General features: G+C 71.4%; 17 protein-coding genes. 9 read left to right on the top strand and 8 right to left on the bottom strand.

Annotated features, from left to right (window positions below):
* Positions 1–17: 17 nt before the first annotated feature.
* On the bottom strand, positions 18–971 hold the full coding sequence (locus ABD331_RS28530) for a trypsin-like serine peptidase (protein WP_344480932.1): 954 nt from the start codon (positions 969–971) through the stop codon (positions 18–20).
* A 197-nt stretch (positions 972–1,168) separates the two neighbouring features.
* Here ABD331_RS28530 and dxr point away from each other — a divergent pair, with 197 nt between their 5' ends.
* The 3 genes from dxr (at position 1,169) to ABD331_RS28515 (ending at position 5,430) form a co-directional block, all read left to right on the top strand.
* A complete protein-coding gene (gene dxr, locus ABD331_RS28525) occupies positions 1,169–2,359 on the top strand; it encodes a 1-deoxy-D-xylulose-5-phosphate reductoisomerase (RefSeq protein WP_344480929.1) in 1,191 nt (396 codons plus the stop codon).
* Between the two features lie 39 nt (positions 2,360–2,398).
* A complete protein-coding gene (gene ispG / locus ABD331_RS28520; protein WP_344480927.1) occupies positions 2,399–3,568 on the top strand; it encodes a flavodoxin-dependent (E)-4-hydroxy-3-methylbut-2-enyl-diphosphate synthase in 1,170 nt (389 codons plus the stop codon).
* 230 nt (positions 3,569–3,798) lie between these two features.
* A complete protein-coding gene (locus ABD331_RS28515) occupies positions 3,799–5,430 on the top strand; it encodes a hypothetical protein (protein ID WP_344480925.1) in 1,632 nt (543 codons plus the stop codon).
* 52 nt (positions 5,431–5,482) lie between these two features.
* Here ABD331_RS28515 and ABD331_RS28510 read toward each other — a convergent pair whose 3' ends face one another.
* Positions 5,483–7,651 carry a fibronectin type III domain-containing protein gene (locus tag ABD331_RS28510; protein ID WP_344480923.1) on the bottom strand — a complete coding sequence of 723 codons (2,169 nt, stop codon included), beginning with the start codon at positions 7,649–7,651 and terminating at the stop codon, positions 5,483–5,485.
* 257 nt (positions 7,652–7,908) lie between these two features.
* Here ABD331_RS28510 and ABD331_RS28505 point away from each other — a divergent pair, with 257 nt between their 5' ends.
* The 3 genes from ABD331_RS28505 to ABD331_RS28495 all read left to right on the top strand — a co-directional run bounded on the left by ABD331_RS28505 (position 7,909) and on the right by ABD331_RS28495 (position 11,239).
* Positions 7,909–9,492 carry an alpha/beta hydrolase gene (locus tag ABD331_RS28505; RefSeq protein WP_344480921.1) on the top strand — a complete coding sequence of 528 codons (1,584 nt, stop codon included), beginning with the start codon at positions 7,909–7,911 and terminating at the stop codon, positions 9,490–9,492.
* 72 nt (positions 9,493–9,564) lie between these two features.
* The gene (locus ABD331_RS28500; protein ID WP_344480963.1) at positions 9,565–10,407 is read left to right on the top strand and encodes a GNAT family N-acetyltransferase; all 843 of its coding nucleotides are present in this window, start codon (positions 9,565–9,567) and stop codon (positions 10,405–10,407) included.
* Between the two features lie 10 nt (positions 10,408–10,417).
* Positions 10,418–11,239, top strand: a complete 822-nt coding sequence (locus ABD331_RS28495) for an NAD(P)H-binding protein (protein ID WP_344480919.1) — start codon at positions 10,418–10,420, stop codon at positions 11,237–11,239.
* A gap of 64 nt (positions 11,240–11,303) precedes the next feature.
* On the opposite strand, the gene ABD331_RS28490 is transcribed toward ABD331_RS28495, so the two are convergent.
* Genes ABD331_RS28490 through ABD331_RS28475 form a run of 4 tightly spaced genes read right to left on the bottom strand, consistent with a single transcriptional unit; the run spans position 11,304 to position 15,363 of the window.
* Positions 11,304–12,986, bottom strand: coding sequence for a SpoIIE family protein phosphatase (locus ABD331_RS28490; protein ID WP_344480917.1), 1,683 nt, complete (start codon positions 12,984–12,986; stop codon positions 11,304–11,306).
* Positions 12,987–13,045: 59 nt separating this feature from the next.
* Positions 13,046–13,423: a DUF3037 domain-containing protein gene (locus tag ABD331_RS28485; RefSeq protein ID WP_344480915.1), complete on the bottom strand. Its 378-nt coding sequence runs from the start codon at positions 13,421–13,423 to the stop codon at positions 13,046–13,048.
* Positions 13,420–14,232, bottom strand: a complete 813-nt coding sequence (locus ABD331_RS28480; protein WP_344480913.1) for a HipA family kinase — start codon at positions 14,230–14,232, stop codon at positions 13,420–13,422. The genes ABD331_RS28485 and ABD331_RS28480 overlap by 4 nt, the downstream gene beginning before the upstream one ends.
* Before the next feature lie 9 nt (positions 14,233–14,241).
* Positions 14,242–15,363: an FAD-dependent oxidoreductase gene (locus tag ABD331_RS28475; RefSeq protein WP_344480912.1), complete on the bottom strand. Its 1,122-nt coding sequence runs from the start codon at positions 15,361–15,363 to the stop codon at positions 14,242–14,244.
* A 62-nt stretch (positions 15,364–15,425) separates the two neighbouring features.
* Between ABD331_RS28475 and ABD331_RS28470 the strand changes: the two genes are divergently transcribed.
* Together ABD331_RS28470 and ABD331_RS28465 are read left to right on the top strand one after the other, a co-directional pair.
* Positions 15,426–15,878, top strand: a complete 453-nt coding sequence (locus tag ABD331_RS28470) for a MarR family winged helix-turn-helix transcriptional regulator (protein WP_344480911.1) — start codon at positions 15,426–15,428, stop codon at positions 15,876–15,878.
* A gap of 31 nt (positions 15,879–15,909) precedes the next feature.
* Positions 15,910–16,875 (top strand): ArsR/SmtB family transcription factor, encoded by a 966-nt coding sequence (locus tag ABD331_RS28465; RefSeq protein WP_344480910.1) that lies wholly within the window; start codon positions 15,910–15,912, stop codon positions 16,873–16,875.
* A gap of 213 nt (positions 16,876–17,088) precedes the next feature.
* Here ABD331_RS28465 and ABD331_RS28460 read toward each other — a convergent pair whose 3' ends face one another.
* Together ABD331_RS28460 and ABD331_RS28455 are read right to left on the bottom strand one after the other, a co-directional pair.
* Entirely contained in the window at positions 17,089–17,961 is an 873-nt protein-coding gene (locus ABD331_RS28460) for a TIGR03619 family F420-dependent LLM class oxidoreductase (RefSeq protein WP_344480908.1), read from the bottom strand.
* Positions 17,958–19,205 carry an LLM class flavin-dependent oxidoreductase gene (locus ABD331_RS28455; RefSeq protein ID WP_344480906.1) on the bottom strand — a complete coding sequence of 416 codons (1,248 nt, stop codon included), beginning with the start codon at positions 19,203–19,205 and terminating at the stop codon, positions 17,958–17,960. Before ABD331_RS28455 ends, ABD331_RS28460 begins: the two co-directional genes overlap by 4 nt.
* An 89-nt stretch (positions 19,206–19,294) precedes the next feature.
* On the opposite strand from ABD331_RS28455, the gene ABD331_RS28450 reads away from it, so the two are divergent.
* Positions 19,295–20,104, top strand: a complete 810-nt coding sequence (locus ABD331_RS28450) for a TIGR03619 family F420-dependent LLM class oxidoreductase (RefSeq protein WP_344480904.1) — start codon at positions 19,295–19,297, stop codon at positions 20,102–20,104.
* The last annotated feature ends 32 nt before the right edge of the window (positions 20,105–20,136 follow it).

Here is a 20,136-nt window from a genome sequence, read left to right as displayed (position 1 = left end):
TACTTTCGGTAAATTGCTCAGAGTGCGTTGGCGGTCTGGGCCGATTGGTAGACGGCCTGCGCCTCGTTCCCGAAATAGGGGCCCAGCATCCAGTCGGGGGCGAAGCTGTATTTGAAGCTGTTCACGGAATTCTGGGTGCCGAGGCCGGTCGACTCGTTGAAATTCAGCATCCAGGGCCCGCCGCTCGAACCGCCCGTCATGTTACAGGTGAGCACGAGGTCGTCGCTGCCCATGAAGTCGTCGAAAGCCCGGCCGCTGCAGTGGATCAGCTTCGAGCCGTCGTACGGGGCCAGCGCCGGGTAGCCGAAGGCGTACAGCTGCTGGCGCCTGGGCTGGTTGAAGGCGACGCCCTGGCCGCCGACGGCGTCCACCAGCGTCCTGCCGTCCACGGGCGCGACCACGGCGGCGGCGACGTCGAAGCCGACGTCCTCGCGGGCGTTCCACTGCGGCGTGGTCAGCAGCCTGGTCGCGGGCCAGGTGCCGAACGGGCGGCTGCCCCTGTCGTAGCCGGGCACGAAGACCCAGTTGGTGTGGAAGGCGCCGTTCATCTTCACGCAGTGGCCGGCGGTGAGCACGACACTCTTGTTGGCGCTGGTCACGGCGGTGCCGGAGCAGGAGGAGTTGCGGCCGGTCGCCGTGGTGAAGAAGATCCGGCCGGTGGTGCGGGCCACCGCGCCGCCGCCGGTCCACGCCTCACCAGGGGTCCTGGCCGCCTGCGCCTCGCGGGCGAACGGGGCGCCCTGCTCGGGCTCGTCCGCCGTCCGGGTCTTGGGGGCGGGGGCCTGCAGCGGCCGGGCGGCCTCCATGCGGCCTTCCGTCCAGTACGTCAGCACCTGCCGCCGTTCGGCGGCCGTGTCGGCGGCGGCCCGCTGGGCGGGTTTGGGGCGCACCGCGTGCGCTTCGGCACTCGCGGGAGCCAAGGTGACGGTGATCACGGCGGCGGCGGAAAGCAGGGCGAAGCGGTGGTGCATTACGAACCTCCCTAAACCGGACGGTGGGCTTGGAAGGTAGCCGGATCAATATCCAGATTTCTCAACTTTTGCGCATTCCGATATGACGATATTCAGTCATAAATTAACTGCACTCCCGCGCGTCACATAAGGAGGGGAATTTAAGGACGACCGGTCCCGCGTGCCCGAGCGCGCCGTGCAGCGGGGACAATGGACACGTGCATGAAGAGACCCTCCGCTCCGTCGTCGTGCTGGGCTCCACCGGCTCGATCGGCACCCAGGCCCTCGACGTCATCGCCGCCAACCCCGGCGGCTTCAAGGTCACCGCGCTGGCGGCGGGGGGCGGCAGGGTCGATCTGCTGGCCGGGCAGGCGGCGCGGTTCGGCGTCGAGGCGGTGGCGGTGGCCGACGCGTCGGCCGTCCCCGCGCTGAAGGACGCGCTGGCCGCGCACGGCGCCAAGCCCACTGTGCTGGGCGGCCCCGACGGGGTCGCCGAGGTGGCCGGGTGGCAGTGCGACGTGGTGCTCAACGGCATCACCGGCGCGCTCGGCCTGACCTCCACGCTCGTCGCCCTGGAGGCGGGCAGGGCGCTCGCGCTGGCCAACAAGGAGTCGCTGATCATCGGCGGGCCGCTGGTCAAGCGCCTGGCCCGGCCGGGGCAGATCCTCCCGGTCGACTCCGAGCACTCGGCGGTGCTGCAGTGCCTGTGGGCCGCAGGGCCAGACGGCTACGACCCCTCGTCCGTCAAACAGCTCGTGATCACCGCGAGCGGCGGGCCGTTCAGGGGCATGAAGCGCGAGGAGATGGCCGGCGTCACACCCCAGATGGCCCTGGCCCACCCCACGTGGTCCATGGGCCCCTACATCACGATCAACTCCGCCAACCTGGTCAACAAGGGCCTGGAGGTGATCGAGGCGCACCTGCTGTACGACCTCGGCTTCGACCGCATCGAAGTCGTGGTGCATCCGCAGTCGATCATCCACTCCATGGTCGAGTACGTCGACGGTTCCACCATCGCCCAGGCCAGCCCGCCCGACATGCGGCTGCCCATCGCCCTCGCGCTCGGTCACCCCAGGCGCGTCCCTGGCGCCGCCCGCCCCCTCGACTGGACCAAGGCGCACACCTGGACCTTCGAGCCGCTCGACGACCTGGCCTTCCCCGCCGTGGCGCTGGCCAGGCACGTCGGCACCGAGGGCGGCACCGCGCCCGCCGTCTACAACGCCGCCAACGAGGTCTGCCTCGACGCGTTCCTGGAGCGCGGGCTGCCGTTCCTGTCCATCGTCGACACCGTGGCCAAGGTCGTGGAGGAGCACCAGGTCACCCCTGCCGACACCGTCGAAGAGGTGCTGGCGGCCGATGCCTGGGCCAGGGCCCGTGCGGCCGAACTCACAGCCGGGCAGTCCCGCTAGCTACCTAAACTGGAAAGCGTCGTCACAGTAAGGGTTGAAATGTCTTCTGTAGCTCTCGGCATCCCGACGGTGCGCCCCAAGCCGCTCGCCGAACGCCGCCACTCTCGCCAGATCATGGTCGGCAGCGTGCCCGTGGGCGGCGACGCCCCCGTGTCGGTGCAGTCGATGACGACGACGGTGACCGCCGACGTCAACGCCACCCTTCAGCAGATCGCCGAGCTGACCGCGTCCGGGTGCCAGATCGTCCGCGTCGCCGTGCCGTCCCAGGACGATGCCGACGCCCTGCCGATCATCGCCAGGAAATCCCAGATCCCCGTCATCGCCGACATCCACTTCCAGCCGAAGTACGTGTTCGCCGCCATCGAGGCGGGCTGCGCCGCCGTCCGGGTCAACCCCGGAAATATCAAGAAATTTGACGATAAGGTCGGCGAAATCGCCAAGGCGGCGGCCGAGGCCGGCGTCCCCATCCGCATCGGCGTCAACGCCGGCTCCCTCGACCCGCGCCTGCTCCAGAAGTACGGCAAGGCCACCCCGGAGGCGCTGGTGGAGTCGGCCCTGTGGGAGTGCTCCCTGTTCGAGGAGCACGGCTTCCGCGACATCAAGATCTCGGTCAAGCACAACGACCCGGTCGTGATGATCAACGCCTACCGGTTGCTGGCCGCCAAGTGCGACTACCCGCTCCACCTCGGCGTCACGGAGGCGGGCCCGGCCTTCCAGGGCACGATCAAGTCCGCCGTCGCCTTCGGCGCCCTGCTCGCCGAGGGCATCGGCGACACCATCCGCGTCTCCCTGTCCGCCCCTCCCGTCGAGGAGGTCAAGGTCGGCGCCCAGATCCTGGAGTCCCTCGGGCTGCGGGAACGCGGCCTGGAGATCGTCTCCTGCCCGTCGTGCGGGCGGGCTCAGGTCGACGTCTACACGCTGGCCGAGCAGGTGCAGGCCGGCCTGGAGGGGCTCAAGGTGCCGCTCAGGGTCGCCGTCATGGGGTGCGTCGTGAACGGGCCCGGTGAGGCCCGGGAGGCGGACCTCGGGGTGGCTTCCGGGAACGGGAAGGGGCAGATCTTCGTCAAGGGCGAGGTCATCAAGACCGTGCCCGAGTCGCAGATCGTCGAGACGCTGATCGAAGAGGCGTTGCGGCTGGCCGAGGAGATGGGCGTCGAGGTGGATCTCGACGACGACGAGACCACGGGACCCACGGTCACGGTCGGCTGAGGTTGTTTTGTCAGGGTGCAGGCGGGCCTGCACCCTGACAAAAAACAGAAGGCGCGACCTCATCGGTCGCGCCTTCTGGGGGGCCGTAGCCCCGGACAAGTTCATGTGCCCTCTTGTGCGGCTGATTTCAGCATACCCCGAACGTGGGCCTCGGCGCTTCCTTATGCTCAGAGTCGTCACATCAACACCTTGAGTAACAACGACTCCCCCCAAGAGCCCGAGGCCGCAGGATGCCCAGCACTTCCCCCGGACGCGATCCGTCCTCCGCCTACTCCCGGCACGTCGTGACGCGCATGCTGGACTTCAGCAGCGCCAGATCGCCCTGGCCGCGCCGCCTGTGGGACGTCAGCAGCTTCTTAGCGCTGGAGGAGTTGTACGAAGCGGGCACGTGGGTGGACCGGCGCGTGCTCTCCCAGTCGTCGCTCGACTGGCAACGGCATGAGGGTGAGCGGCTGTTCGGCGAGGATCCGGCGCTCGGCTCCAGAGCGTTCAGGCGTGAGCTGCAGGAGTGCCTCCGTACGACTCTCACGATCGCCAGCAACGGCCGCAGGAAGCTGCGGCACCTGATCGACGTGGGCCGATCGGGATATCTCGAACGCTGGGCCACCTGCGCGGCGGAGGACGCCCCGCCGCCACCGGAGAAGGTCGCGAGGGCCGTCGCCGCTCACCTGCTCGACAGCGGGTACAGCATGGACGGCCTGAACCACTGGCTGCGGCAGGGCAGGCTGGGCCTGCCGGCCACGGACCTGATCACCGAGATGGCGGGGTTGCTGACCGCGCCGCCGACCTCCTGGAAGGTGGTCGTCCCCTTCTCCGCTCTGCACGGCTGGGAAGAGCTGGGGGTGAACCTGCCCCATTGGGTCGACGGACGAGCGGCCGAGGAGATCATGGCCGCCGCCGGGGCGAAACTGACGGTCCCCGCCGTCGGCGCCCTCTCCTACGAGGTGGAGGCGAGAGACGCCGAACGAGCCCTGGAGATCGTGTCGGACGTCGTCGAGCGGCTGCAGGCCCGCGCCCGCTTCTCCGGGTCGGGGACGGTCACGCCGTTCGACCGGGCTGTCGTGCTCAACCACGGCGGCGCGATGCCACTACGGATGCCCGCGAGAGGGGCCCGGGTCCTGTCCCTCGCGGCGGAACGACAGCTCTACCTGGTCGGAGTCGAACCGCAGCACTTGAGCGGTGGGCGGCGCAGCGCCGTTGACGAAGCGCTGGAGATCGCCTCGGCACTGAATCACGGCCCGCTCGCTCCGGCCATCGCTGGAGCGTGGAGCGCGCTGGAGTCCTTGCTGACCGAGGCGCGGGATCCCGACGAGCGTGAGCGCGTGGTCGCCGCGACCCGTGCCGCCGCGCTGGTCGCCTGTTCCTGGCCCCGGGCCGAGCTGACCGCGCTGTCGCACCGCATACGGCGTACCGGGCCTGGAGACCTCGCCGAACGGCTGGACCGCTGTGCGTCCAACCGCGAACGTGCCCAGATGATCGCCGCTGAGCTGGAGCTGGGGCGCTCCCTGCCACTCGAGCGTTCCTGGCGCAGGGCGAACGATGTCGCGGCGGTCGCCCGCATGCGTGCGCTGCTCGCCGACCGCGCTCAGGTGCTCGCCCGTGTGCGGCGCTATGTCGAGATCTCGCTCCGCAGGCTCTACCGCAGCCGCAACATCATCCTGCACGGCGGCTCGACCGGCGGCGTCGCGCTCCAGGCGACTCTGCGCGTCACCCCGCCGCTGGTGGGAGCCGCGCTCGACCGGCTCGCGCACGCCGACCTGGTGGCAGGGGTGCCGCCTCTCGTCCTCGCGTCCCGTGCCGAGATCGCGCTGCGCATGGTCGGCGATGAGCTGGGCCCCGGCCTCTGCGACCTGATCGAGTAGGTGAGGCCCGCCCGTACCGGAAAGGCACGGGCGGGCCGGAAAGTGGTGGCCGTCAGGCGCAGGTGTAGCCGGACGGGGTCGCGGTGTTGCCGTTCGGGCGGTTGACCTGGAAGCCGGCGCTGCTGTTGGCGGCCCCCGCCGCGATCGTGCCGTTGTGGGCGACGTTGCGGATGGTGATGGTCTGGCCGCTGGTGGTGACGGTGCCGTTCCAGGACCCGGCCAGGGTGTGTCCGGCGGGCAGGGTGAAGGTGACCGTCCAGCCGGTGATGGTCGAGGTGCTGGTGTTGGTGATCGTCAGGGGCTGGATGACGTAGCCGGTCGCCCATTGGGTCTGGACGGTGCCGGTGGCCGAGCAGGTGCCGGTGGAGGTGCCCGGCTGGGTGGTGATCTGGGCCGTGTTCGAGACGGGCGAGGTGTTCCCGGCCGCGTCGCGTGCTCTGACCTGGTAGCGGTAGGTGGTGCTGGGGGTGAGGGCCGTGTCGGTGTACGAGGTGGTGGCGGAGGTGCCGGCCTGGGTGAAGGCGCCGCCGCTGGCGCCGGGGGCGCGCAGGATGTCGTAGCCGGTCACGCCGTTGTCGTCCGTCGAGGCCGTCCAAGAAAGGGTCGTGCCCGTGGCGGTGGTGGCCGAGGCGGTCAGGCCGGTCGGGGCGGTGGGCGGCGAGGTGTCGCCGCCGCCGGTGGTGGTGGTGAAGGTGACGGGTGGCGAGTTCGCCGACAGGTTGCCCGCGCCGTCGCGGGCCCGCACGTAGACCTGGTACTCGGTGCCGGCGGTCAGCCCGGTGAGGGTGATCGAGTTGGTGGTGGACTGGCCGAGGCGCGGGTCGGTGGCGCCCTGCTCGCGGTGCACGTCGTAGCCGGCCAGGCCGGAGCCGCCCTGGTCGGTGGAGGCGGCCCAGGTGAGCGTGGCGCCGGTGGAGGTGACGCCGGTGGCGGCCGGGGTGCCGGGGACGCTGGGCGCGGTGGTGTCGCCGCCGCCGTCCGTAAGGGTGGGGGTGGTCCAGTCGCGCCACTCGGCGAGGTTGCCGCTCTTGTTGGACGCGATCCGCATCGAGCCGGTGTAGCTGCCGGTGTTCAGCAGGAACCGCTGGATGTTCTGCTGGAGCGGGGTGCGCCATTCGGACCGGTTGGCGCAGTGGGTGCCGTCCTGGACGGCCGACCAGTAGGTGAGGTTGCCGCCGGCGCCGAGCGCCTTGTAGATCTCCGCGCCGCCGAGCGCCCCGACGCTGGCGGATCTGGCGGCGAGCCAGTCGATGTGCGGGTTGTCCATGATGAACAGGCCGCGCGGCGCGATCATGCCGACCACCGAGTGGGTGTCCACGGGCAGCCGGCCGGGGCTGCCCGTGAAGGAGCTGAACGCGTCGCCGAGCCAGGGCTGCTCGGAGTAGGCGCTGCTCAGCGGCTGGGCGCCGCTCTCGCCGGGGATGGCGCGGAACGCGGCGACGCCGCCGCTGCCTGACTCGATGGGCATGGTCAGGGCGATGCGCTGGTCGAACGCGCCGACCACGAAGGCGCCCTTGCCGTACCGGGAGCAGCCTGTGACGCCGGTGGCGTCGGCGCGCAGAATACTGCCGCCCGACTGCTCGATGACGTCGATGATGCGGCTCACGCCCCACGCCCAGGCGGCCAGGACGCCGGTGCCGCTGGAGGCGCCGTAGACGGTGTAGAAGGCGCCCTGCTTGTTGGTGCGCGGCGTGCCCTCCCTGCCGACCGCGAGGGGGTCGTAGCTGATGACGGCGGCGCCCGCCGCCTTGATCGTGGCGGTGTCGGCGCCGAGCCCGCCCAGGACGACCACGGCGGGGAAGGGGCCGGTGCCGCTCGGCAGGTCGACGCCGGCGGAGAAGCTCGCGGTCCTGCCGTTGTGGGAGACGTTCACGCTGATGCTCGTCCTGGAGACCGTGCCGGTGACGCTGGACGGCTTGGCGGGCTTCTCGCCGTAGACGAACTTCTCGGCCAGCTTCTTGATCTCCTGCCGCCTGCACCGCCAGTCGGCCTTGGTGGTGATGCGGGCGCCGTTCAGCTTGGTGAAGGGGTCGGGGAGCCTGGCGACGGTGGGCAGGGAGCCCGCGTCGGGCAGGGCGGGCACGGCGCAGTCGGCGCCCTCGTCCTCGACCCCGGCCGCCGCGGCGGCGGGGGTGGTCGCGACCGTCATCGCTGCGGCCATCGAGAGCGTCGTCGCCACCGCCAGCGCGACGAGCCTGGAGCGGGCCAAGCCGGTGATCACAACGGCTCTCCCTTCCGTGTGGGGGGTGCTGGCGATCAGTTTGCGAAGCGCGCCGAAACATGTCAACGCTCGTACGAAATGTTTCGGCGCATGGCTCGGCCCACATGGGAAGACTGCCGAAAGTATCGGAAACTAAGTGAAAGAGTCGCAGTGTGTCATGGGAGGATTACAGATCGGCAAACATGTCCTCATACCTAGAGTCACCACCCGGTCGCTCACGGGAGCATCGCAGGGCCTATGACAAGGAAGGGGGCCGGGTGAAGCGGGTAATGGGGGTTGTCGCCGGGCTGGTGATGCTCGTCGCGGGGGTCGTCAGCGCGGACGGGGCGGCGGTGGCCGGCAGGAAGGCGCCTGTGGTGTGGGGGGCCTGTCCCAAGGTGGCGGGGAAGACGGCCTCGGCCGCCATCGAGTGCGCCACCGTACGCGTGCCGCTCGACTACCGCCATCCGATGGGGCAGTCGATCAAGGTCGCGCTGAACCGGATCAAGGCCAAGGTGTCCAGGGACGCCAACCACCTGGGCACGATGCTGGTCAACCCGGGAGGGCCGGGGTCGTCGGGCCGCGACCTGACCGAGTACGTGGCCACGCAACTGCCCGCCGACGTGGCCGAGCGGTACGACGTCGTCGGGTTCGACCCGCGCGGCGTCGGCGCCAGCGAGCCGTCCGTGCACTGCGTGGACGCCGCGACCTACTACAAGGCCCCGCGGCCGGACGCGGTGCCGCACAACAGGGCGGAGGAGAAAGCGCTGCTGGCCAGGGCCGCCGACTACGCCTCCCGCTGCGGCCAGCGCTGGGCGTGGCTGCTGCCGCACCTCACCAGCGAGAACACCGCCAGGGACATGGACACGATCCGCGCCGCCCTGGGCGAGCAGAAGATCAGCTACCTCGGCTACTCGTACGGCACCTACCTCGGCGCCCTGTACGCCACGCTCTTCCCGAGCCGCGTCAAGCGCCTGGTCATGGACAGCTCCGTCGACCCCAAGGGCGTCTGGTACGACTCCAACCTCAAGCAGGACCGCGCCTTCGAACGCCGCCACCGCCAGTTCCTGGCCTGGACGGCCAAGCACCACGACGCCTACAAGCTGGGCGCCACGCTGAAGCAGACCTCGTTCGCCTACTACGCGATGCGCGACCGGCTGCGCGCCAAGCCCGCCGGGGGCGTCGTGGGGCCGAGCGAGCTGGACGACACGTTCACCGTGGCCGGCTACAGCGACAAGGTGTGGCCGCAGTTCGCCCAGGCCTGGTCGTCCTACGTGCGGCAGGGCGACGTCAAGGGGCTCACCGACATCTACGCCAAGCACGGCAAGAACGACGACACCGACGAGAACGGCTACGCCATCTACCTGAGCGTCCAGTGCCGCGACGCCCGCTGGCCGCGCCAGTGGGACAGGTGGCGGACCGACATGAAGGCGATGCACCGCGAGGCGCCCTTCCTGACCTGGCCGAACGCCTGGTTCAACGCCCCGTGCGCGTTCTGGCCGGTGCAGGGCGGCAAGCCGGTGCAGGTGCGCTCCTCGCCGAAGCTGCCGCCGTTCCTCATGCTGCAGTCGCGCCACGACGCCGCGACCCCTTACCAGGGCGCGCTGGAGATGGCGAAGCTGTTCCCCCGCTCCCGCATGGTGCTCGAACGGGGCGGCAACCACGGGGTGTCGCTGGCGGGCAACAAGTGCCTGGACGGGCATCTGGCCGCGTACCTGCGGGACGGCACCCTGCCGCGCCGCGACACGACCTGCCCCGCCACGCCCGAGCCGCGCCCGGCCGCGCAGCTGAAGTCGAGCAGCCCGTCGTCGCCTGGTCTGCTCGGAATCCTGGGCGTCCTGGAGGGGCTGCCGATCGGCTGACGTCAAGAAAGGGTTACCGTGGGCAGCGCCGGATGCCGTATTCGGTAACCCTTCGCGTAGTCTGACCATGTGATGCTGCGTACATCGGCGTCGCGCGTGCTCGACGACAACGACCGGGACGAGGTCCTCGCCCTCCTGGACTCCGATCCGGTCGCCAATGTCTTCGTGTCCTCTCGGGTGCGGGCCGTCGGACTCAATCCGGCAAGGCTCGGCGGGCAGATGTGGGGGTTCGGGCCGCGCGGTGGCCTTGTGTCACTCTGTTACGCCGGAGCCAACATGGTGCCGGTCAACGCCGGCCCGGAAGCCGTGCACGCCTTCGCCGACCGTGCGCGCAAACAGGGGCGGCGCTGCTCGTCCATCGTGGGTCCCGTCGATGCCGTCTCGCTGCTGTGGGAGCGGCTGGAGCCGCACTGGGGGCGGGCGCGGGCGATCCGCTGGGCGCAGCCTGTCATGGCGACGTCCAGCAAGTCGCCGGTGGCGGCCGACCCGCGGGTGCGGCGGGTGCGGCCCGAGGAGTTCGACGTCCTGCTGCCGGCGTGCGTGGCGATGTTCACCGAAGAGGTCGGCGTCTCGCCGAACCTCGGTGACGGCGGCGCGCTCTACCGGACGCGGGTGGCCGAGCTGATCAGGATCGGGCGGTCGTACGCGCGTATCGACGACGGCCGGGTCGTGTTCAAGGCCGAGGTGGGAGCCGTGACCCCGCACGCCTGCCAGATCCAGGGCGTCTGGGTCGCCCCGGAGCTGCGGGGGCGGGGGTACGCGGTGGCCGGCATGGCCGCCGTGGTGGAGGCGGCGATGAGCTGCTTCGCGCCCGTCGTCTCGCTGTACGTCAACGACTACAACCACGCCGCCAGGGCCGTCTACCGGAAGGTGGGCTTCCGGGAGATCGACACCTTCATGTCCGTGTTGTTCTAGCATCCCCGGCATGATCCTTGTCACGGGTGCAACGGGGAACGCGGGCGGCGCGCTGGTGCGGACGCTGGCCGAGGCGGGCGAGCCGGTGCGGGCGCTGGTACGGCGTGAGGTGGAGCTGCCCGCCGAGCTGGTCGTGGGCGATCTGAACGACCCCGAGTCGGTGGCGGGCGCCCTGGACGGCGTGCGCGGGGTGTTCCTGCTGGCCGGGTACGACCGGATGGACGAGACGCTGGCCGCCGTGGCGCGGGCCGGGGCCGGGCACGTGGTGCTGCTGTCGGCGAGCGCCGCGGAGGCCGCCGACGTGAGCAACCCGATCTCGGCCTACCACGTGCGGTCGGAGGCGCTGGTGCGCGAGTCGGGGGTGCCGTGGACGGTGCTGCGGCCCAGGACGTTCATGTCGAACACGTTGCGCTGGGCTGAGCAGCTCAGGGCGGGCGACGTCGTCCGCGACGCCTGGCCTGACGCGGCCGTCGCGGCCGTCGATCCGCTCGACATCGCCGCGGTGGCCGCCGCTTCGCTGCTGGAGAAGGGGCACGACGGGCGGGTGTACGGGCTCACGGGGCCGCGGGCGCTGCGGCCCGCCGACCGGGTGCGGATCCTGGGCGAGGTGCTGGGCAGGGAGCTGCGGTTCGAGGGGCTGACAGACGACGAGGCCAGGGCCGGGATGGTGGCCGGTGGGATGCCGGAGGCGTACGCGGAGGCGTTCTACGGGTTCTTCGCGCGCGGCGAGCTGGACGAGTCGGCGGTGCTGCCCACGGTGGACGAGGTCACCGGGCGCCCGCCGCGCACGTTCGAGCAGTGGGCGCGGGCCAACGCGGGCGCGTTCGGCTGACGTAGCGACCCGGGCCGACGCTTTCGGCTGACGCAGTGGCGCGAGCCGACGCGGAGGCGTTCCGCTAGCCGGGGATCCGCAGGGTGAGCAGGGCGACGTCGTCGTCGTTGTCGGCCGGGCGGACGCGGGTGAGCAGCCGGTCGCAGTAGGCGCTGAGCGGGTGGCGGGTCAGCGCGGCGGCCTGCCGCCGCAGCCGGTCGAGGCCCTCGTCGAGGGAGTGGCTGGGCGACTCGATCAGCCCGTCGGTGTAGAACAGCACGGTGGAGCGCGGCGGCAGCTCGACGACGGCGTCCTCGCGGGCCGGCGCGAAGCCGGTGCCCAGCAGCAGGCCGCTCGCCTCGTCCAGGTAGCGGGTGCTGCCGTCGCCCTCGACCAGCAGCGGTGGCGGATGCCCCGCGTTGGTCCAGCGCAGCCGCCACCTGCCGTCCTCGCGCTCCACCCGGCCGAACACGACGGTGGCCATCGTGGTCTCGGCCATGCGGGCCACCGCCTGGTCGAGCCGGTCCACGATGACGCTGGGCGGCTCCTGCAGCTCGCCCGCGTAGGCGCGCAGCATGTTGCAGACCTGCGCCATGCCGGACGCGGCGTCGAGGTCGTGCCCCACCACGTCGCCGATCACCACCCCGGCAGCGCCGTCGGACAGGATGAACGCGTCGTACCAGTCGCCGCCGACCTGCGAGGCGCGCGGCGCGGGCACGTAGCAGGCGCCCATCTCCAGGCCGGGCATCGACGGCAGCCGGGGCAGCAGGTGCCGCTGCATGGTCTCGGCGACCCGGCGCTGCCGCTCGTACAGGCGGGCGTTGTCCAGCGCCAGCCCCGCCCGGCGGGCGATGTCCTCGACGAGCAGCAGGTCGTCGGTGGTGTACGGCTGGGGCTGCTCGGAGCGTCCGAGGGTCATGGCGCCGACGACGTCGCGCACGCCGCGGATCGGCGCGGTGCACGCCGTCCAGATGCCGGTCGCCTCGAACAGCTCGCACTGGACGGCGGCGAGCCGCGACTGCAGCCGGCCCTCGTAGTCCTCCGGGCCCACCAGGGCCGCGGTGACGCCGCGCAGCGCCCGCGCCAGCGGCATCGTGGACTCGCGCGGCAGCGGCGGCATCGGCCGCTCCAGCTCGGCGCGGTGCGCCAGGACGCCGTTCTCGTGGTGGACGACGGCGGCGCGCGTCACCTCGCCCTCCTCGGTGAGCAGGTCGACCACCGCCCAGTCGCCCAGCAGCGGCACCACCAGGCGGACGAGCTGGCGCAGCGTCTCGTCCACGTCCAGGCTGGCGGTGAGCGTCGTGGTCGTCTCGGCCAGCAGGGCCAGCCGGTCGAGCTCCGACATCGTCGGGGCGGGCCGCGCCCGCTGCCGCTCGCCCAGCCCGGCCGAGCCGGTCTCGTGGAAGAGCACCAGCGCGCCGGACCCGGCCTCGCCGACCCGGCACGGGGTGACCATCCAGGCAATCTGGACGAGCGAGCCGTCGCCCCGCTCCAGCCACACGTCGCGGCCGTGGGCGGAGTCGCTGGTCAGCAGGGGCTCCCGCATCACGCACCGGCTGCGCGGCAGCGGCTCGCCGCGCTCGCCCCGGTGCAGCAGGTCGTGGGCGTCGCGGCCGACCAGCTCGCCGGCCTTGCGCCGCAGCAGCCGCTCGGCCTGGGAATTCACCTCGACGATGCGGCCGCGGTCGTCCACCACGTACGTGCCCGCGTGCGCGAGGTCGTCGAGCCGGAAGGGGCGCTGCACGGTGAATTGCCCGGTGTCGCCCACGGCCGGCCCTCCTTCCCCCTTTCAGCACCTCTTACCCAGCATCGTCGCTGGTCAAGGGCCTAAAGGCGGACGAGCTTGTCGAAAAGCCTGGCCAGCTCGGTGCCGGGGTCGGCGGTCAGCCCGGCGTGCACGGGGCCTGTCTGGACGATCGTGCTGCGCGGCGCGGTCAGCCAGCGGAACCGGCCGCCGAGCGGCTCTCCGGCCAGCGGCCCGCAGTCGTCGCCGCAGGCCAGCTCGTACGCCGTCAGCGCCCGGCGCACCCCGTCGACGTCGGCCTGCGGATCGAGCGCCCGCAGCCTGCCGGGGTCCAGCTCGACCCTGGCGCACAGGTAGTCGCGGGGCTGGCAGTAGAGCAGCACGCCCGCGTTGATCAGCTCGCCCCGCTCGACCTTGGGCATCACGCGGATGACCGCGTACTCGTAGACGTCCCTGCTCATCGGCCGCCGCCTCCCCGCCAGAACTCGCCGACCGAACCAGGGCCCTGCCTGCGCTGCTCGTGCTCGCCGCGCACCAGCCACTCGCGCGGCCCGTGCGCCCGCTGGAGCAGGTGCTCGACGTAGGCCTCGCGCACCTCGCCGGGCGAGCCGAAGCCGGGCTCGTCCGCCAGCCACTCGTCCGGCACCAGCGCCGTCACGCCCTCCAGCAGCTCACGGGTGATCCTCCCGGCCAGCTCGGCGCCCGCCGCCTCGACGTTGCCCGCGTACGGGGCGAGCACGTGGTCGCCGGAGTCGAACGGCCGCTGGGGGTCGGCGGTGCGCCAGTTGTGGTGGAACCAGAGCGCGGCCCCGTGGTCGATCAGCCAGGTGTCGCGGTGCCAGATCAGCAGGTTGGGGTTGCGCCAGCTCCTGTCGATGTTGTGGATGAGGCCGTCGAACCACACCACCCGCGCCGCGAACAGCGGGTCGGCCACCCACGCCAGCGGCTCGAAGCCGAGCGCGCCCGGCAGGAAGTCGACCGCCAGGTTGAGCCCGGTGCTGGCCTTGAGCAGCTCCTGGACCTCGTAGTCGGGCTCTCTGACGCCGATCTGCGGGTCGAGGTCGATGAGCTTCAGCTCGGGCGTCCTGAACCCGAGGTGGCGGCCCAGCTCGGCGCAGAGGATCTCGGCGACCAGCACCCGCCTGCCCTGGCCGGCCTCGCGGAACTTCACGACGTACGTGCCCAGGTCGTCGGCCTCGACGACGCCGGGCAGCGACCCGCCCTCCCGCAGCGGGGTGACGTAACGGGTCGCTGCGATCTTCTCCAGCACGAGATGAGGCTATCGTCCCCGGCCGCCTGCCTGGATCGGGGCGAAGGGGTGCTCGCGTGAGGCCTCCACGGCGGCGAAGGCGTAGTCGAGCATCCGGCGCTCGTACTCGGCCTTGGCCTGCGCCACCGGCAGGCCCCGCGCGAGCAGCTCGGTCAGCACCTGGGCGTCGCGCAGCCCGACGTTGGCGCCCTCGCCCCGGCCGGGGCTCATGGCGTGCACGGCGTCGCCGACCAGCGTGACGGCGGGCTCGTCCCAGGGGGCCACGCGGCGGGCGGAGTGCGTCCGCAGCACGAACGTCGACCCGGGGTCCGCCTCGTGCACGATGCGCCGGACGCCGTCGTGCCAGCCTCGCACGGTCTTGGCGGCGAGCCCGGTGTCCGGCTGCGGTCCTTCGACGGCCATCGTCCAGGAGAAGTATCCGGGGACGTCCGTGAGGCGCAGGCCGGGCGCGTGCCTGGCCACGGCCTCGGTCACCGGGGTGAGCGGCCGGCAGGTGGCGATGGAGATCGCGGTGCCGTCGGGGGCGGTGACCCGGTTGAAGGAGTCGACCAGCTCGGGTGGGGTGGCGGCGAGCAGTTCGGGGATGATCCAGGTGCGGCCGTACAGGGCCCAGCCGAGCTGGTCCACCACGGCGCCGGGCAGGAGCTGGGCCCGTACGCGGGAGCCTGCCCCCTCCGCCCCGACGAGCAGGTCGCCGTCGGCGCTCCGGCCGTCCGCGAAGTGGGCGCGCACGCCGTCGGGGAGCGGCTCGTAGCGCTCGAAGGCCATGCCGAAGCGGACGTCGAGGCCGGCCGCGAGGATCTCGCGGAGCGTGAGCCGGTTCACGCCGAAGCCGCCGGTGGGCGGGAGGTCCTTGGCGAACTTGGGGCGGAGCCGCTCGTCCATGAAGATCATCCGGGTGGCGGGGCGGAGGGCGGTGGCGGCGGCCAGCTCGTACAGGTGGGCGGGGACGCAGGCGCGCAGTGCCCGCACGCCGCTCTCCTTGAGGCTGATGCGGTAGCCCTGGGGGCGGTGGGCGGCGGAGGGGTCGCGTTCGTAGAGGGTGACGGTGCGGCCTGCCTGGCGCAGGCCCTGGGCGAGACAGAGTCCGGCGATACCGCCTCCCACGATGAGGATGTGGGTGTCGTTCATGGATCGACTGTAAGCAAATAGCTGTCGCGACAGCAAGTGTTGGGGCACGTATTCTGGGCGGCATGATCGATCGACGCGCGTTCGAGCTGGTACTCGGCGGAGGGTCGCTGCTCGTCCAGGTGGGCCGGGAGCTGAACACCGAGACCGAGCGGCGGCTCGCCCCGCTCGGCCTCACGGCGCAGCAGGCCGCGCTGCTGCTGCACGCCTCGCGCGGCGACAGCACGCCCAGCCTGCTCAAGAGCCAGTTGGGCACCGACACGGCCGGCATGACCCGCCTGCTGGACCGGCTGGAGGCCAAGGGGCTGCTGCGCAGGGCCCGGCATCCGGACGACCGGCGCTCGATCGTCATCGAGCTGACCGCCGAGGGGCGGGCGCTGGTGCCCCGGCTGCCGCCGATCTTCGGCGGGATCAGCAGGCAGGTCTTCGCCGGGTTCTCGCCCGAGGAGGTCGCCCAGGTCACGCAGATGCTGCGGCGCATCATGACGAACCTGTCGGACGGCGCGACGCCACCGTAGAGTGGGGCCCGTTGAAGGGATCGAGGGATCGATGCTCAGGATTCACTTCACCGGCGACGACTTACGGCGCACCCGATTAGCGGAGACCGCCGATCCCTTCTGGGAGATGGTGTTCAGCAGGCACCGGCTCGCCGACCCCGCGCCACCGGCGACGCTGCGCCCCTGGCTGGCGCAGATGCGGCGCGAGCGGCACGTGCTGCACCGCCACGAGCGGGTGGTGGCCGCGCTGACGCCGTTCGGCCCGTACTTCCCCGACTTCATCACGCCCGCCGAGGGCCTGCAGGGGCTCGACGCCGGGCTGCAGGCGATACTCGGCACGCCGCGCGCGCGGCTGCGGCACGAGATGGAGACGCTGGCCCGCACGGCGGCGCTGCCCGGCTGGGGCAGGCGGCTGGCCGAGGGGGAGACGGCGACGCTGATGAACCTGGCGGCCACGCTGCGGGCCTACCACGCCATCGCCATCGAGCCCTACCAGGACGTGATCGGCGCGGCCATCGCGGCCGAGGTGTCGCGCAGGCGGCGCGACCTGGCCGAGGGCGGCCCTGACGGGCTGCTGCGCGGGCTGGCGCCGCTCATGCGCTGGCGCCCGCCGCTGCTGGAGGTCGACTACGACGTGGACCGCGACCTGCACCTCGACGGGCGCGGGCTGCTGCTGATCCCGTCGTACTTCTGCAGGCGGGTGCCGGTCGCGCTGGCGGACCCCGGCCTGCCGCCGACGCTGGTGTACCCGATCGACCGCCACTCGCACTGGCAGACGAACCGCACCGAGTCGCTGGTCGCCCTGCTCGGCGCGACCCGCGCGACGGTGCTGGCCGCCATCGACGACGGAGCCACCACCACGCAACTGGCGCAGCGCGCCGCGACCTCGCCCGCCTCCGTCAGCCGCCACACCCGGGTGCTGCGCGACGCCGGGCTGATCGAGACGCACCGCCACGGCACCGCCGTGCTGCACGTGATCACCCCGCTGGGGCAGACCCTGCTGTCGTCGGGCCGGTGAGGCCCATGTCCAGCCTTTGCGTCCAGGTGCAAAGGCTGGATGCTCGCCGGACGCGGCCAAGATACTGAACTCCTCGCTGCGGAGCCTTCCATACGAACGCGTATGGAAGGCTGAGCGAGTCGAACGCGAACGGCTGGGCGTGTGTGCGGGCCCTACTGGGGCGGGCCTTCGGTGACCGGCACGACCCGGCCATCGCCCACGGGCGGCCGGGGGTCACGTCTTCGCGATGACCTCCTCGGCGAAGCGCTCCATGGTGGCGATCTTGAGTTCCAGGGTGTTCTCGCCGTACCGCGCCTTCTCCTCGGGGGTGGCCAGCCACCACGGGGCGGCCATGGTGCCCGTCACGCCCTTGGCCGCGAAGCGGCGGTAGGTTTCGGCGTCGGGCAGGACCGCGAGCGGGGCGATGATCTCGAAGCCGTCCATCGGCCTGCCGCTCGCGTCGAGATGGCCGCGCAGCGCGGCGAGGACCTCGTCGAACTGCTCCTCGGTGTAGATGCGGTTGCCGATCCAGCCATCGCCCAGCGTGGCCGCGCGGCGCAGGGCCGCCTCGCTGTCGCCGCCCACGACGACCGGGATCGGCCGCGCCGGGGTGGGACAGATCGACAGCGGGGGCAGGCCGTCGAGCGCGACCGTCTCGCCCGCCCACAGCGAGCGCAGGACGGGCAGCATCGCGTCCAGGCGCCGGCCGCGCGTGTGGAAGTCCTGCCCGGTGCCGGTGAACTCCTCCTTGCACCAGCCCACGCCGACGCCGAACGTCACCCGGTCGTGCGACAGCACCGCCGCCGTGGAGACCTGCTTGGCCACGGTGAACAGGTCGCGGGCCGGGGCGATGTAGACGTTCGGGGAGAAGCGCAGGGTGCTGGTGACGGCGGCCATGGCGCCGATCGTCACCCAGACGTCCGGCCAGTGCGTGCTCGCGTCCCAGCGCGGCCTGCCCGACTTCGAGTACGGGTAAGGCGTCGCGAAGTCGGCGTAGAAGAGGTGGTCGGAGAGCGTCAGCGTGTCGAACCCGCACCGCTCGGCGGCCCGCGCCAGCTCGACGAACTGATCCGTGTCGGAGAACGAGGCTCCCAGCCAGTATCTCATCGGAACTCCGGCGCGACCTTGGTGGCGAACAGCTCCAGGTTCCGCTTGACCGTGTCCAGCGGCAGCACGCCCTGCTGGCCCTGCATGTAGAGGCCGAACCACTCCAGGTCGGGCATGCGGTCGAGCATGCGCTGGATGCCGCGCTTGACGTCGTCGGGGGTGCCGAACAGGGCCATCTCGACGTCGTTCATGCGCTTGGCGTCGCCCTTCTCGGGGGAGATGGGCTTGTGCTTCTCGTCCTCCTTCTTGCGCAGCACCTCCAGGTAGCCGAACGGGCCGAAGAAGGCGGCGAAGTCCTTGGGGATGCTGCGGCCGAAGGTGTTGATGGCCTCCTCGGTGGTGTCGGCGATGCCGACGATCTTGAGGATGCCGGTGTGCTCGCCCAGCTTGTACCGGCGGCCCTGCTTGGCCGACTCCTCCTGGTAGAGCTTGGCCTTCTGGGCGTGGTCGTCCGGGTTGGGGGTGAACATCCACGGCAGGATGTCCTCCTGCGCCGCCCTGATCACCGACCGGTCGGAGATCGTGAACGGCTGCCACAGCTCGGGGTGCGGGTTCTGGTACGGCCTGGGGCAGACGGAGACGGCCTTGATGGTGCCGTCCTCGTCGATCTCCTCGGGGGAGCCGAAGGTGCGCGTCCACTCCTGGGCGGGCCAGCCCTCGATGCCCTCGAACGGGTAGGGCACCTGGTAGTCGAGCACGTCCGACTTGTAGCGCAGCGTCTCCTGCGTCCACGCCATCTTCATGATCTTCAGCACCTCGCCGAAGACGTCGAAGTTGCGCGTGTCGGACGCCGAGCCGTCGGAGCGGGCGGCGGCGGCGTGCCAGCGCTGGCCCAGGACGTTCATCCACCGGTTCTGGTAACCCCTGGCCACGCCCAGGCGCAGCCGGCCCTTGCAGAACTGGTCGAGCAGCGCCACGTCCTCGGCGGCCCTGATCGGGTCCCAGGCGGGCAGCACGAGGCCGAGCGGCGCGAGCAGGATGCGCTCGGTCCTGGCGGCGAGGTCGGTGAGGAACATCAGCGGGTTGACCGAGAACTCCATGCCCTCCGAGTGGAAGTGGTGCTCGGTCATCATCAGCGCGTCGAACCCGATCTGGTCGGCGTGGACGGCTATCTCCCGTACCTCGTGCAGCAGCCTCTGGTACGACTCGGTGTCCCGCCCGATCGGGCGCTTGGCCCTGGCGTTCTCCTCGGCGGCGTAACCAGAGCCTGGTATTTGCGGATTCAGGAAGATAGAAAACTTCACCGTGGACCTCTTTCCGCGGGATGGTCTTCTGCAAGGTACTCTGGAAATCTTAACCGAGCAATCGCTTGGTTCGCTGTGGGGAGTGTCGTATGAGGCTTGGCGTCACGATGTTCGCGACGGATCTGGCCATGCCGGTCCACGAGCTCGCCAGAGCGGCGGAGGAACGCGGCTTCGACTCGCTGTACGTGCCCGAGCACACCCACATCCCCGTCTCCCGGCGCACCCCGTACCCCGGCGGGGGTGAGCTGCCCGAGGAGTACAAGCGCACCCTCGACCCCCTCGTCGCCCTCTCCTACGCCGCCGCCGTGACCCGCGACCTGCGGGTCGGCACCGGCATCCTGCTCGCCGCCCAGCGCGACCCCATCGTTACCGCCAAGGCCCTGGCCACCCTGGACCACCTCTCCGGCGGGCGAGTCGTCGTCGGCGTCGGGTTCGGCTGGAACGTCGAGGAGATCGAGAACCACGGCGTCCCGTACGGGCGGCGCCGCGAGGTGGCCCGCCGCAACGTGCTGGCCATGCAGGCCATGTGGCGCGACGAGGTGGCCCGCGTCGAAGGCCTGGAGCCGTCCTGGTCGTGGCCCAAGCCCGTCCGGGTCCCGCCCGTCTACCTCGGCGGGGCGGCGGGGCCGAAGCTGTTCGCCCAGGTGGCCGAGTACGGCGACGGCTGGATGCCGATCGGCGGGCGCGGCATCAAGGCGGCGCTGCCCGCGCTGCGCGAGGCGTGCGAGAAGGCCGGACGGCCGCAGGCCTGCGAGGTCGTCCCCTTCGGCACGCTGCCGAGCAGGGAGAAGCTCGACTACTACGCCTCCCTCGGGATCACGCAGGTGGTCGCCACCCTGCCCAGCGGGCCCGCCGACGTGATCCTGCCCCTGCTGGACGAGTACGCGGCGCTGCTGTGACCGCCGGCACTGATGTGACCGATGGGGGCGCT

Source organism: Nonomuraea monospora (assembly GCF_039531895.1).
Classification (GTDB): Bacteria; Actinomycetota; Actinomycetes; order Streptosporangiales; family Streptosporangiaceae; genus Nonomuraea; species Nonomuraea monospora.
Note: the sequence above shows the minus strand (reverse complement) of the source record. Positions and strands in the feature narration are given on the sequence as shown.